Origin of the sequence: Sulfuricurvum sp., from assembly GCF_028713855.1 — a bacterium.
Lineage (GTDB): Bacteria > Campylobacterota > Campylobacteria > Campylobacterales > Sulfurimonadaceae > Sulfuricurvum.
This window is the reverse complement of the sequence record NZ_JAQTNN010000008.1, coordinates 40,122-53,720: the sequence shown is the minus strand read 5'-3', so window position 1 is coordinate 53,720 and position 13,599 is coordinate 40,122. Positions and strand designations below refer to the sequence as shown.

General features: G+C 41.7%; 11 protein-coding genes. 7 read left to right on the top strand and 4 right to left on the bottom strand.

All coding sequences use genetic code 11. The features are described 5' to 3' along the window. The first annotated feature begins 23 nt into the window (after window positions 1–23). Window positions 24–308, top strand: coding sequence for a hypothetical protein (locus tag PHI47_RS08680; RefSeq protein WP_299936276.1), 285 nt, complete (start codon window positions 24–26; stop codon window positions 306–308). Between the two features lie 99 nt (window positions 309–407). Then, a complete protein-coding gene (locus PHI47_RS08675) occupies window positions 408–1,634 on the top strand; it encodes an HD domain-containing phosphohydrolase (RefSeq protein ID WP_299936273.1) in 1,227 nt (408 codons plus the stop codon). A gap of 11 nt (window positions 1,635–1,645) precedes the next feature. Here the strand turns inward: PHI47_RS08675 and PHI47_RS08670 are convergent, their stop codons facing one another. Then, a complete protein-coding gene (locus PHI47_RS08670) occupies window positions 1,646–3,586 on the bottom strand; it encodes a diguanylate cyclase (protein ID WP_299936270.1) in 1,941 nt (646 codons plus the stop codon). Window positions 3,587–3,813: 227 nt separating this feature from the next. Beyond that, window positions 3,814–4,494 carry a superoxide dismutase gene (locus PHI47_RS08665; protein ID WP_299936267.1) on the bottom strand — a complete coding sequence of 227 codons (681 nt, stop codon included), beginning with the start codon at window positions 4,492–4,494 and terminating at the stop codon, window positions 3,814–3,816. Between the two features lie 161 nt (window positions 4,495–4,655). Here PHI47_RS08665 and PHI47_RS08660 point away from each other — a divergent pair, with 161 nt between their 5' ends. Genes PHI47_RS08660 through PHI47_RS08640 form a run of 5 tightly spaced genes read left to right on the top strand, consistent with a single transcriptional unit; the run spans window position 4,656 to window position 9,691 of the window. Then, complete coding sequence (locus PHI47_RS08660; protein ID WP_299936264.1) at window positions 4,656–5,354, top strand: cytochrome b5 domain-containing protein; 699 nt, start codon at window positions 4,656–4,658, stop codon at window positions 5,352–5,354. Continuing rightward, on the top strand, window positions 5,351–7,030 hold the full coding sequence (locus PHI47_RS08655) for a 2-oxoacid:acceptor oxidoreductase subunit alpha (RefSeq protein ID WP_299936261.1): 1,680 nt from the start codon (window positions 5,351–5,353) through the stop codon (window positions 7,028–7,030). The genes PHI47_RS08660 and PHI47_RS08655 overlap by 4 nt, the downstream gene beginning before the upstream one ends. Next, entirely contained in the window at window positions 7,027–7,887 is an 861-nt protein-coding gene (locus PHI47_RS08650; RefSeq protein WP_299936259.1) for a thiamine pyrophosphate-dependent enzyme, read from the top strand. Before PHI47_RS08655 ends, PHI47_RS08650 begins: the two co-directional genes overlap by 4 nt. 14 nt (window positions 7,888–7,901) lie before the next feature. Further along, window positions 7,902–8,066, top strand: a complete 165-nt coding sequence (rd, locus tag PHI47_RS08645) for a rubredoxin (RefSeq protein ID WP_299936257.1) — start codon at window positions 7,902–7,904, stop codon at window positions 8,064–8,066. Window positions 8,067–8,119: 53 nt separating this feature from the next. Beyond that, window positions 8,120–9,691, top strand: a complete 1,572-nt coding sequence (locus PHI47_RS08640) for an ATP-binding protein (protein ID WP_299936255.1) — start codon at window positions 8,120–8,122, stop codon at window positions 9,689–9,691. A gap of 11 nt (window positions 9,692–9,702) precedes the next feature. Here the strand turns inward: PHI47_RS08640 and PHI47_RS08635 are convergent, their stop codons facing one another. Together PHI47_RS08635 and PHI47_RS08630 are read right to left on the bottom strand one after the other, a co-directional pair. Beyond that, complete coding sequence (locus PHI47_RS08635; RefSeq protein ID WP_299936252.1) at window positions 9,703–11,859, bottom strand: CHASE domain-containing protein; 2,157 nt, start codon at window positions 11,857–11,859, stop codon at window positions 9,703–9,705. Next, on the bottom strand, window positions 11,840–13,342 hold the full coding sequence (locus PHI47_RS08630; protein WP_299936249.1) for a response regulator: 1,503 nt from the start codon (window positions 13,340–13,342) through the stop codon (window positions 11,840–11,842). The genes PHI47_RS08635 and PHI47_RS08630 overlap by 20 nt, the downstream gene beginning before the upstream one ends. Window positions 13,343–13,599: the final 257 nt, after the last annotated feature.

Genomic DNA, 13,599 nt, shown 5'->3' with positions numbered 1-13,599 from the left:
TATAAATGGCGGAGGAAACAACCATGAAAAAGATTATTATTGCGTTGGCTATTACAGCTTCAACAGCGCTTTTGGCTCACGAGAGTCACCCTAACGATAGTGTATATCGTGAGGCGCCTCGGAAAGTTATTTGTGTGCAACCGCGTATCGTCCATGTTAAACCGGCTCGGGTTTATTACGGATGGAATGATCGCCGTTATGATCGTGATTATTATAGAGGTTATGAACGTCGTGAAGACCGACGAGATGATCATCACGGGTGGAGACATGAGCGGCATGACGATGACGATCGGCATGATCGTAGATAATCCGTATTAAGAAGATTGTTGTCGTTTCAGTCAAAGATAAACAACCGATATATCTTTCTCATGGCATAATATATCGAGAAAAAAACGAAGGCAATTGACATGAACTACCAGCTGAATTTGAGAGAAGTTACGTATGCCCTTTCGGAAGCACTGGATTACGTTGGAATCGATGATACGATGCATGGGAAACGGGTCGCGTTTATGGCCGCAGAAATTGCTAAGAAATTGGGGTGGAGTGATAGCGAAATCAACGATATCATAATGATCGGCATGCTCCATGATTGCGGTGTATCATCAACCGATGTCCATTTGCATTTGGTCAATGAACTTGATTGGAATGATTCATACAAACATTGTGAACGCGGTGCGAAATTGCTTGAAAACGTTCAAATCTTTTCCCATTATTCCCAAACTATTTTATACCATCATACCCATTGGGATGAATTTCCAAACGAGATAGATGATGATACCAAGCGCAATGCAAATCTCATTTATCTGGTCGATCGTGTAGATGCCTTACGAGTGCAGCTTGGTGATACGACCGAACAAGAGCGTCATTCGATTTTCGCAATGATTGAAAAATACACCGGTTCGATGTTTTCACCTGAATTGGTGGAGGCCTTTTTGGTATGTTCCGCTGCCGATTCATTTTGGTTTTACATGGATCAAGAAGCCTTAAACGGATATTTCGATGTTTGGATGAAAAATGGACTTTCCGACGAGTACTCTTTTGAGCTTTTAAAAAATATTGCGATGATGTTTGCCGGTGTTGTCGATGCCAAAAGTACATTTACAACCGAACACTCTTACGGTGTGGCATCAGTTGGTGTGTATATAGCACGATTATACGGATTGAGTGAACGACAGCAAGAGATAGTCTTATTGGCTGCACTGTTGCATGATTTGGGAAAACTTCGGGTGGCAGATGCCATATTGCAAAAAGAAGGACCGCTGAACGACGATGAACGTCAAAAAATGAATCGGCATGGTTTCGATTCGCACATGATTTTACGTAAAATTAAAGGCTTCGATGAGATTGCCAAGATTGCTTCTTTGCATCATGAGCATATGGATGCTACGGGATATCCGTACCATCTTTCTGCCAATGAGATTCCTATCGAAGCGAGAGTATTGGCCGTAGCCGATATTTTTCAGGCACTTATTCAAGATCGTCCCTATCGAAACGGGATGCTTGCGGCGGAAGCTTTGGCAATATTACAGAGTATGGGATATGAAAATAAAATTGACACGACTATTGTTTCTGTGGTGACTGAACATTTGGAACAATGTTATGATCGCGCTCGTAACGGTTTGGAATTATATTAATACCAAATACATTATAAGCAGGTATCCGAATAGATATAATAATGTTCCTCGGTATGATGTTTCGCATAATACATCGCTTTATCGGCACTTTTGAGTAAGGTAGAGGGGTCACTGCCATGTTCCGGATAAAAAGCGATTCCAATACTGATGGAAGGGGTGATCTCATTTTCGTTAATGACAAGCGATTGTTTTATTTTATCAATAAGGTTTTGTGCCACAGTGATAGCTTCATCTCTCATATTGACGGATTCAAAAATGATGACAAATTCATCCCCGCCTAAGCGAGCCGCAAAATCTTCAGAGCGTATATTTTCCTGTAAATGCGTTGCAACGGATGTGAGCAGGATATCTCCGGTTTCATGGCCATGGGTATCGTTGACCTCTTTAAACTGATTGAGATCAATGAAAAATAAGGCAAATACTTTATGCGGGCGTTGTGAACGTGCGAGTGTTTGTTGAAGGATTTGATTGAAAAAGAGACGATTCGGCAATCCCGTCAAAGAATCATGATGAGAATGTATCAACAGTTGATGCTCATACTCTTTTTGAAGTGTAATATCACTGAGTATTGAGACATATCGTATCAGCTTTCCGGAATTATCGTAAATAGCGGAGATACTTTGCAAAGAGGGATAAACCTCGCCGTTTTTTCGTTTATTCCATATTTCTCCGTGCCAATTTCCGGTCGTATTAATGAGTCTGAACATCTCTTCGTAAAAAAGTTCATCGTGTTTACCGGATTTAAGTATTTTCGGATTTTCTCCTAATACTTCTTCCTCTGTATACCCTGTGACCGTGGTAAATGCTTCATTGACTTTTACGATTCTTTTATCGGCATCGGTAATAAAAATCACTTCGGATGTGTTATGAAATACCGCATCTGAAAGTAACAGTTTGGCTTCCCGCTCTTTAACATCTTTGATGTCATCGATACTGAGCCATACGTAGGGAACTTTGAGGATGTAGAGTAATTTGCCGGAGATTCTGACAGGGATGGATTGTCCGTTTCTATCAATGTAGAGACTCTCATAGGGACCGACAGAGTCATTTTGTTTGAGAAATCGCAACTGGCTTGTTTCAAACGCTTTATACTCATCAGCAATAAGATCAAAATAGTTTAGCCCCTCCAGATCCTCTTTATGAAGCGCGACAATATCTAAAAAACTGTTATTGGCATCGACTATTTTTCCTGCTAATGAGCATAATGCCAAACCGGTGGATGAATTGTTGATCAGCATCCGGTTGAAACGGCGGGATTCTTCGATATCTTGTACCAACGGTTTCAGAAAATACCAAAAAAAGATACTTCCGATCAATGCCAAAAAGATAGTTACTCCCAGAGCATATTCAACAGCTTCGATATACGGAGCACGAACTTCTGAGAGATCGATTTTGGCAACAATACCCCACCCTAAATCTTCGATGGGTTGATATGCGGCAAGCACAACGGCTCCGCGATAATCATACATAATACCAACCCCTTTTTTACCTTGTAACGCACGGCGCATCGGTTCGGCAAGATTCGATTTCCAGGGGGTAGATTTCAGCTTATTAGTATTGGCATGGCGATGTTTAATGAGAAACTGGATGTCCTCCCCTTCATGTTTTCCTAGGGCAAACTCACCGGTTTGTTCAAATCCTCCGTATTGATAATGGGCGTTTGCAATGTTTAAAATGATATTTTCGGCAACCTTTTTGGTCATTTTTGGAGAGATGTCTTTATGAAGGATAAGCTCTTGCTGTGCTATGACACGAATCATGAGGGCTTGGGTTTCCGCCAGCTCAACCAGCCGATTTTTTTGCCGTTCAAACCCTATATTGTACAAAAGAAATATTGTGAATATTACTATACAAAGCATATTGCAGATGAGGAGAGAAATAAGATAATAAGGGGTGTATTGTATCCGTCTATGCGAAAAACATTCAATGAAAGATTTTTTAATCGTGTTCATGACTTTTCCTTATATTTTATGAATCCTTGTTCAATTAATTCCACCACCATAACATAGAATAATCATAAAATAATCACAATGTTTTATTTGTGGATTGATCGATGAAATTGGTATTTATTTATTCAAAATATGTATGATTTTTGCTGTTTATGGGTGAAAGAAATATAAAAAATACCTATGAGGAGACGGAAGAGAAGTTCTTTTGTCTCCTTAGAATATCTTGAAGATCAAGACGGCGTATGCTCATTTTTTTGCATATAGTCAACGTATTCGCATACTTGATTGAGTTCGTTGCACGATTGATTATAGCCGGCGATTGGGTCACCTTCAAAATTTGCAAGATTCTCTGAAACAAAATTCCAATTGATAAGTTTCCACCAGTTGGAAAGATAATCGGGACGGACGTTTCGATAGTCAATGTAATAGGCATGTTCCCATACGTCGCATGTCAGCAACGGTGTATCACCATGCCGTATCGGCGTATCGGCATTCGTGGTCATTTTAATCTCCAGTTTGCCTTGCTTCGTAATGATGAGCCATACCCATCCTGACCCGAAAAATCCAGTGGCGGCGGCTAGAAAAGCTTCTTCGAATGCCTTCATAGATCCAAAATCACGTTCGATTAACTCTAAAAGCTCTACGGAAGGGCTTGAGGCAGTGTTAATGAGCCCTTTCCAGTAAAAATCATGATTGTAGACCTGAGCGGCATTGTTAAAAATAGCGTTATACGCATATTTGATAAGGTGGTCCAGCGATTTGTCCGCAAATTCTGTCCCTTCGATCAGCGTGTTGAGTTTGTTGACATATCCGGCATGGTGCTTACCATAATGATAGGAAAGTGTTTCGGCAGAAATGTAAGGTGCCAACGCTGATTGCTCATAGGGCAATTCCATAAGTACATGTTTCATAAATCCATCCTCCTGAATTGTAATACTCTGCTACGATATTAACTTATAATAATAAAATATTACAAAAACAAGATGAATTACAATCCTATTTCAGCAACGGTTCAGAATATTATTTATTTTAGGTATTATCGTTAAGCATACCGAAATGTAAGCAGGAAACTATGCAGCAATTTACTGAAGAAGAGCTCCGAAAATACAACGGTCGGGACGGTATGCCCGCCTACATCGCTTTTAAAGGGGAGGTGTACGACGTCACTTTGTCCGAATTTTGGAAAGAGGGCACCCACTTTAAAAAGCATTTTGCAGGGTGTGATCTGACGTCTGAAATGGCACATGCGCCTCACAGTGATGAGGTATTTGCAAATTATCCCTGTGTCGGACAATTTGTTTCCCCTAGCGCATTAGCTCCGGACAATAAAAAAGAACGGTATCGTCAATGGTATGTCAAATATCATCCGCATCCTGCGGTGATTCATTTTCCGATTGCACTGCACTATTTCAGTGCGTTTGCAGATGGTTTGTTTTTAGCCAACCCCTCCACTGAGTACGAAGCGGCTGTTTTTTTATCGTTTCTGATTGCCACCGTCATGGGATTTTTCGCATTGCTCACCGGAGTTTTCAGCTGGTGGATCAATTACGATTTTTCAACCTCAAAACCGTTTGTTATCAAACTCATCGGGGCATTGTTCACCCTGATAGTCGGTGTTATTCCGCTGGTTCAGAAACTGCTGAATCCCGATGTCCCTTTTAGCACGGGGCTTGATGGGATAATCTATCACACCATTATATTTATCACGGTTATTTCGATCACAATCGTCGGGTATTACGGCGGAAAAATCACCTGGGGGGCGAGACAATGAGAAATTCGGTTTCGGTATTGATCGGGGGGAGTGCCGGGCAGGGGATCGCGAGTATCGAAACTCTTTTGACCAAAGGGTTCAAGCGCTCCGGTTTTTATACCTTTTCGACCAAAGAGTTTATGTCCAGAGTCCGTGGGGGGAGCAATACGACGTTGATACGGATCTCCGATACGCCCGTCAATGCCCCCGATTTTAAGGTCGATATTTTCGTACCGCTTGATACGAACGCTTTTTTTCATGCACAAGAACGGATCACAGATGAGACGTTCGTGATCGCCAAAAAAGGGGATTACGAGTGCGATTGCGTACGGTACGATTATGATTTGGAGAGTTTGGCCAAAGCCATAGGCAATCCCATCGTCTCCAATACGATTGCGGCAGCACTGGTGTTTGGACTGCTGGGGTGCGATGGTGCGGTGTTGAGGGAGATTATTTCGGAATTCTATACCAATGAGTTGTTGGCGGTGAATCTCAAAGCATTAGAGGTTGGTGCAGAACTGGCACGTGAGAATGGGAACTGCCGCTACTGCATTAAACCAAACTCTTTAATGAGACCAAAGAATGATCTCTTTTTAAGCGGCACGGAGGGGATCGGATTCGGCGCGATTGCGGGGGGGTGCAATTTTATCTCCAGCTATCCGATGAGCCCCTCTACGGGAGTACTGACTTTTTTGGCGAAGCAGAGCCGAAACTTCGGCATCTGTGTCGAGCAGGCCGAAGATGAAATCGCGGCTTTTCAAATGGGTTTAGGGGTTTGGTACAGCGGAGGACGGGCGATCACGACGACGAGCGGCGGCGGGTTTTCTCTGATGGGTGAGGGGGTAAGCCTCTCGGGGATGACCGAGAATCCAATGGTCGTTTATCTGGCGCAACGCCCCGGCCCCGCTACCGGTCTTCCGACACGGACGGAGCAGGGGGATTTGGAACTCGCCATCTATATCGGACATGGAGAATTTCCGCGAATCGTACTGGCTCCCGGTGATCCGAAAGAGTGTTTTGAGCTTGCCCGTAAGGCATTTGAGCTCGCCGATGCGTATCAGATTCCGGTGATACTCATGAGCGATCAGTATCTGGCGGACAGTTATTTTAATGTCGAGCAGTTTGAAATCGAAGATAAACAGTCTACTGCACATGTGGTCAAAACTGATGCGAACTACAAACGCTATGCACTTACCCCAGAGGGTATCAGTCCCAGAGGGATTCCTGGATACGGCGGGGGGCTGGTACTGGTCGATTCGGATGAGCATACCGAGGAGGGGCTAATCACCGAGAGTATGTCTGTGCGCAACGAGCAAAACGGCAAACGGCTTAACAAACGTGAATTGATTTATGATGAGGTTATTACACCCGAAGTCGATAAAGAAGGGGAGATTGCTGTTGTCGGATGGGGAAGTACGAAACATATCATTAAAGAGGCAGTTGAGAGGCTAGCGGATGAGAGGATAGCGTGCATTCATTTCTCATGGGTCTATCCGTTGAGCGAATCTCAGCTTACACTGCTTCAAAAAGCCAAATACCTTATTGTCGTCGAAAACAATGCCACGGGGCAGTTTGCAAAACTTTTACGACTGCACGGAATTACTGTACATGAACAGATATTAAAATCTGACGGGCTGAGCTTTTTTGTTGATGAACTTTCCGAAAAACTCTCAGTGTTGCTAAAGGAGATCCGATGAACACACGGTTTGATAGAATCGTAGAGGATAACGCATGGTGTCCGGGATGCGGAAATTTTTCGATTCTGGCTCATCTGAAAGAGGCGCTGGAGGAGATGAGGCTTGACCCGCTTCAATGCGTTGTCGTATCGGGGATAGGGCAGGCGGCGAAAACACCGCAATATATGTCTGTTCATATGTTTAACGGACTTCACGGCAGAGCATTGCCCGTCGCACAGGGGGTGAAAGTCTCCAATCCCTCCCTCACGGTGATTGCCGAGGGGGGTGATGGCGATATGTACGGCGAGGGGGGAAACCACTTTATGAGTGCCATCCGCCGAAACGCCGACATCATCAACATCGTTCATAACAATATGGTTTACGGCCTCACCAAAGGACAAGCCTCCCCGACATCCCAGCGAGGGTTTAAAACACCCGTGCAGACCGAGGGAGTGCATGTGGAGCCTTTTAATCCGATAGCCACGGCGATATCGCTTGATGCATCGCTCGTGATCCGTACCTTTTCAGGGAATAAAGAACATTGTAAAGCTATGCTTAAAATCGCGATAGAGCACAAAGGGTATGTATTGATCGATATTTTCCAGCCGTGTGTCACGTTTAATAAAACCAACACCTTCAAATGGTTCAAAGAGAATGTGTATGAATTACCGGACAACTATGATCCGACGGATAAGGTCAAGGCGTTTGAAAAATCGCTGGAGAGCCATCCGTTCCCGATCGGAGTGATTTACAAAAGCCCGAATAAAGATACCCTTGAAACGATCCTCAGAGAAGAGAGTAATAGGAACGGTGCACCGTTGTACCAGCATCAGATCGATTATCGTTTACTCGGTGATGAGATAAACAAACACATTTAAAACGGGAGTAGAAGATGAAAAAATATGAATGTAACGTATGCGGATATATCTATGATCCGGCAGTAGGAGATCCTGATGGGGGTATTGCTCCCGGTACTGCTTTTGAAGATATCCCTGATGATTGGGTATGTCCGGTATGCAATGTCGGGAAAGAGGATTTCACTGAACTCGCAGAATAATCCATTTATGCTAAGATTATATCAAACCAAATAGAGTTAAAGAGGTTATGATAATGCAAAGTGAGCCCCATAGCCTTTCATCTAAAGAACAGCTAAAACTCAGTTTAAAAGCGGATGATCCGACGTATCGTTATTACAAGTCGATATTTCATCTCACCGACGGAATGATTGCCTTGAGTGACGGAGATCGGATTATTGACGCCAATAGGTCTTTTATCGCTTTTTTTGAAACGATCGGCAGGGATGTTTTTGATCCCTCATTTCGTCTTTCAAAGCAGTTTTTGTCCATCGATAAATACGGGTATGTTTATGAAGGATATTTAAATCATCGGTGGATTGATACGGTTTTATCGGAAGAAAAAGAGCATTACCGAGTCGGAATCAGCGGTTTGGAAAAGATTTTTACGTTTTCAGTTGCTGTAGCACGGTTAGATCCGAACCATGAGGTTTATGTCATCACTTTTTCAGATGTGACGGATATGATCAGCTACAAGTGCGTCCTTGAAGAAGGGCTGAAAACAAGTAATCATGAAAAAGCTCTGACACAATACATCCTGAGTCAATACAATCAAGCGATAGATATTTCTAATCTCGTAGCCCGATGTGATCTAAACGGTGTTATTACCTATGTCAACGATTCATTGTGCCAAGCATTAGAGTATACGCAAGAGGAGTTGGTCGGACAACATGTCTCGATTTTATTTGAATCAAATAACGAGGCAATGTGTCAAAAAATGGCCATGGATGCGGTTTTTGGCGGAGAAATTTGGAAGGGTGTACTTAAAAATATCGGTAAATACGGGAAATTGCACTATTTTGCAACGAGTATCATACCGATTAAAAATCACGAAGATCAAATCGTAGAAATTCTTTCCATACGTCATGAGATCACCGATATGGTCAAAGCCAAAGAAGAGGCGATTCGAACCCTCGAAGCTAAAACAAAATTTTTCGATCAGGTATCGCATGAGCTCCGCACTCCGCTCAATGCTATTCTCAATTTTACCGATCAGGCGCTTGAGAGTTATGATGAGATTACAGAGGATGAGGTGAGCAGAGAACTGGTCAAAAAATATCTCCAAAGAGCGTATAAAAATTCCGAGCATCTTTTGGAATTGATCAACTCCCTTTTGGATATGGCGAAGATCACTTCGGGAAAAGCCAACATTTCGATGGGGAATCATAACGCGGTAGGATTGGCGCGAGAAGCGTATGAAAATTGTTACAGTCTCACCCGAGATCTTTCCGTCGATTATCGTTTCAAGGCTGAAAAGAGCTTTATCGGAATCATGGGTGATCCTTTGAAATTTAAACAGATTATTACCAATTTAATCTCGAATGCTCTAAAGTTTACGACGAGCGGATTTGTCGAAGTGCGGATCAGTGATATGGATAATCAGTGTTTGATCGAGATCGAAGACAGCGGAATCGGAATCCCGAAAGACAAAATAGATATTGTTTTTGAACCGTTTCAGCAAGTACGCGATCACGGGTTTGGAACCGGATTGGGGCTTAGCATCTCACGTGAATACGCTCTAGCGATGGGGATGATGTTGCACCTTCGCTCAGATGAGGGCAAAGGGAGCTGTTTTTCGATAACCGCACAAAAATCGGCCGAACTGTGAGCGACACAACGTTAGACAGTCTCAATGTCCAACGGGAGAGAAATTTTAAAACAGGCTCCATGCGCGGTATTATAAACCTCCAATAGTCCGAGACCATGTTTTTCGACTATTGTTTTTGACATGTAAAGTCCGATGCCGGTTCCATTTCTTTCTATTTTTGTACTGAAATACGGATCAAAAATCTGATGGATGATATTTTCTGATATACCGCCGCCGTTATCTTCAATCTCTAAACAGCTCATTTGTCCTTCCTGTAGTGTACGAATCCATATTTTCGGCTCTAAAATCGCATTGTCTATGAGTACGTCTTCTGCATTTTTCAGCAGATTAAGGATCACTTGCTTGATTTCACGCGGATACATCATCAATGGATGATTTTCATGAAACGTTTTAATAACCTCAATATTTTTGGTTATTAAAATCGGTTTGATCATCATAAGACACCCTTCAATCAGGTCTTTCCACGTTGTCAGCTCTTTTGTTTTATCTTCTTTGAAAAAATTTCTAAAATCATTGATGGTATTTGAAAGTTCCAAAGAGAGATCGCCGATTAGATCAAGCTTTTCAATAAAGTGCTCTTTATGGTACTGATCCATGATCGCTTCAAGACTCAGCAATCCTGAAACAGTCGAGATCGACGCAAGCGGTTGTCGCCATTGATGCGCGATCATACTGATCATTTCCCCCATTGCCGCATACCGTGATTGCATCATCACCATATTATCTTTGTTTTTGAGTTCCGTTATATCCATGGCGGAGGAGATAAGAGCTTTTTTCCCGTCGATGATACCGAAAGGCGTTGAGCTGAACTGCCACGTAACCTTGGTTCCGGATTTGCTGTAGAATGAAAATTCTCCTTCATCGACTTTTTTGGTTATGTTAAATAGATTGCGAATATGTGCTTTAACTTCATCTTGGTGCTCTTTATATACTTTGTCAACCCAACTGTCCGTCGTCGGTGTTTCATCATGAGTATAGCCGCAAATATCTGTCCATGTCTGATTGATTTTTATTATTTTGCCGTCTTGCGTATGGACAATAATAGGGTTTGGAGCCGTATTTATCATATTTTCAAGCTCATCGTTCAGAGCTCTGATCTCTATTGTCATTTTACGTGCCATCGTTTGTGCCTGTTCAGCCGTTTGGGAAAATGAGAGAATCGTGAGCAATACTAAAAAAGAGATCGGCAAACCTGCCAATAAAATCATTCGTGAGCGATCTTTGTCTATCATTGTATTAAAAGTGGGAAGGGTTTGAAACACTGCCGTCCACGTCCGTCCGTACATAACGATAGGAATTGTTGCTGTAAAAAGCGGCTGATTTTTTTTAATATGTCTATTTTCATACAATAAAGCTGCATCGTCAATGGATATACCGTCATACAGTTTGATCGAGATAGTGGGACTTTTATTGAACACAATTTCTTTCATTAGATCATCGGCACGAAAAGGGGCAAATACAAACCCACTCAGATGCTCTTTTCTTTCTATTTGTGTCGATAATGGTTTTGGTGTAGTATAAAACGGTACATACATCAAAAAACCTGCTTGTCTATTGTTTGCCTGCTCTTGAACCAAAGTCACTTTGCCCGAAAGTGCGGTTTGTCCCGTATCACGTGATTGTATCATGGCCTGTTGACGAATCGGATTGGTAAACATGTCATATCCGATAGCGCGTCGGTTTCTCTCATCCAGCGGTTCAAGGTAGATTATAGAGTGATATTCCTCCCGTTTACCCGCAGGTTTAATCGTATAATCCGGGAATCCTTCGGCATGCATCTGTGAAATATGTTCGGCAAGTTTTGTGTGTGGTATCACTTTCGAAAAACCGATTCCCTGAAATCCGGGGTAAGATTTGGCTAGTTCCATACTTGATATATAAATGTGCCACTTTTTTCGATCCATTTGCTCACCGGTATTTAAAAGAGCAACACCGCTTTTTAACGTGTTTTCATAGGTGTGCATCCGAGAATAGATTTCATGAACGGTTTCAGCGTTAGACGTGTCAAAATGTATTTTAGCTTTTTGCATGGCATCGTTTTGTGCATTAATCCATAATACGAATGTGATTCCGACGGTAAGAAAAAAACCTATCCATGCAGCCATATTGGATCGGGATAATACATTGAGTGCACGATGCATTAAACGATTAGATAGCTTTAAATTCACGTATCAGCTCCATTTGTCGATTCGCGATATATTTGAGTAATTTATCACTATTGGGTGGTATAAGTTCAAATAGAAAGACAATGTGAAAAGTTTTGGCAAAGCTGTCAATTCGATAGACTGTTCCGCTGATAGAAAGATTTATTGGTTGGGTATCAGTTTCAAACACTATCACTATTCTGGCACTCTCGCCGGTTCCAAGGCCGGCAGGAAGGGCATCTATTTCAAGTTTAACCGAACAAATCGAAATATCGACAATCCGGGTTTTGCCGAAAAATTTTATTTCGTTTCGAAAGAGTGTGACGGTATGGCGTTCTTCGTCAGGTTCGAGGCGAATTTTACCCCTTTGATCGGCGCTCTCTTTAACGAATTGCATATCGGAAAAGGTTACCGTCTGCTGATCAAAATCAATAGCATTTGCCGCTTTGCACAAAACGCTGTAGGGAAATAACTCGGAAGTAATCGTGATATTTTTTGCCAGTTTGATCGCTTTTAATTGGGAATGTGCTGTTTTCAATACAACATTTTTAGTATCCATTTTTATTAAAACAGCACTGTTAATGATGGTCAGACCGCGATAAAAATTATGGAGTTTAACCTCCGAAGCGTTCTCTTTTATAACATTCATAAGTTTCATAACAGCGCTGCAATCATGAAGTTTTTGATCCTTTTTAGCGGCATCGCCGTCAAAAATCATCATCAAATTTAAATCGGTGATGTCGTCAAACGACAGAATTGAAAACCCCTCTTTTTCGGGGATTGTTCTAAGTTTCATAATCAAATGCCGCGCTTGTTTATGTTGATTCAAAACTTTTGTATGAAACAGTTTCCCGGGGTTTTCGAGCGCTTTTTCAAACCATCCGGATTCCGATGTCGGATACAAGAATCCCTGATGTTCTAACAGCAATCTATCAAGTCCTTCATATTGCTGCATAAATTCATCGAGGTTTTTGACGCCGAAAAAATCCAGGAACTGACGATTAACAAGGACGGGCTTTCCTTCATTCAGCATCATAATGAGATTGTTCTGATAGTTGAAAATATCGTTAAGCTGTCTTTCGAAAATCCGTTTATTATGTTCATGGTGGATCGAAAGGACGGCTTGATGCAAAGTGGTAATCAGCAAAGGGACTTTAGTCGGTTTGGAGAGATATCGAAAAACTCCGATATTAATCGCATGATGCAGATACTCTTTTTCATCAAAGGCTGAGAGAAAGATGATGCGGACATCATTATTTTCTTTTTTAATGGCTTTTGCTAAATCAAAGCCGCTCATCCCAGGCATTTTAATATCTGTCAAAATAATTTCAGGCGTATGTTTTCGATAATGTTCATAGCCTGTTTCACCATTCTCAGCGTAGTCAAGATGAGGAAAAAATTTTGTCAACAGCCCTAAAATGCTCTCTCTTAAGCCTTTGTTGTCCTCAACATACAGAACTTTTACACTTTTTCCTAATTCTTTTAATTCATTGACGATTGCATTCACTTTATTTGTCTCATAGCTTTTTGATTTATACGGTTTCGGTTACGTTTTGTCATCATATAGTGATAAAATCATAAAACTATCTCATTCATTCCACTTCTAGAATTAACGTGTCTTTGTAACCATTCTGAAACCTTCAACTATTAAAAAAAGGAATATTTATTGTTGTGACTTTTTTGAGATTTTTTATAACTAAGATTTCTGCAGTTTCAAATTTCAGACAAAAATATTTTGATGACATATTCGAGACATGAAACCCT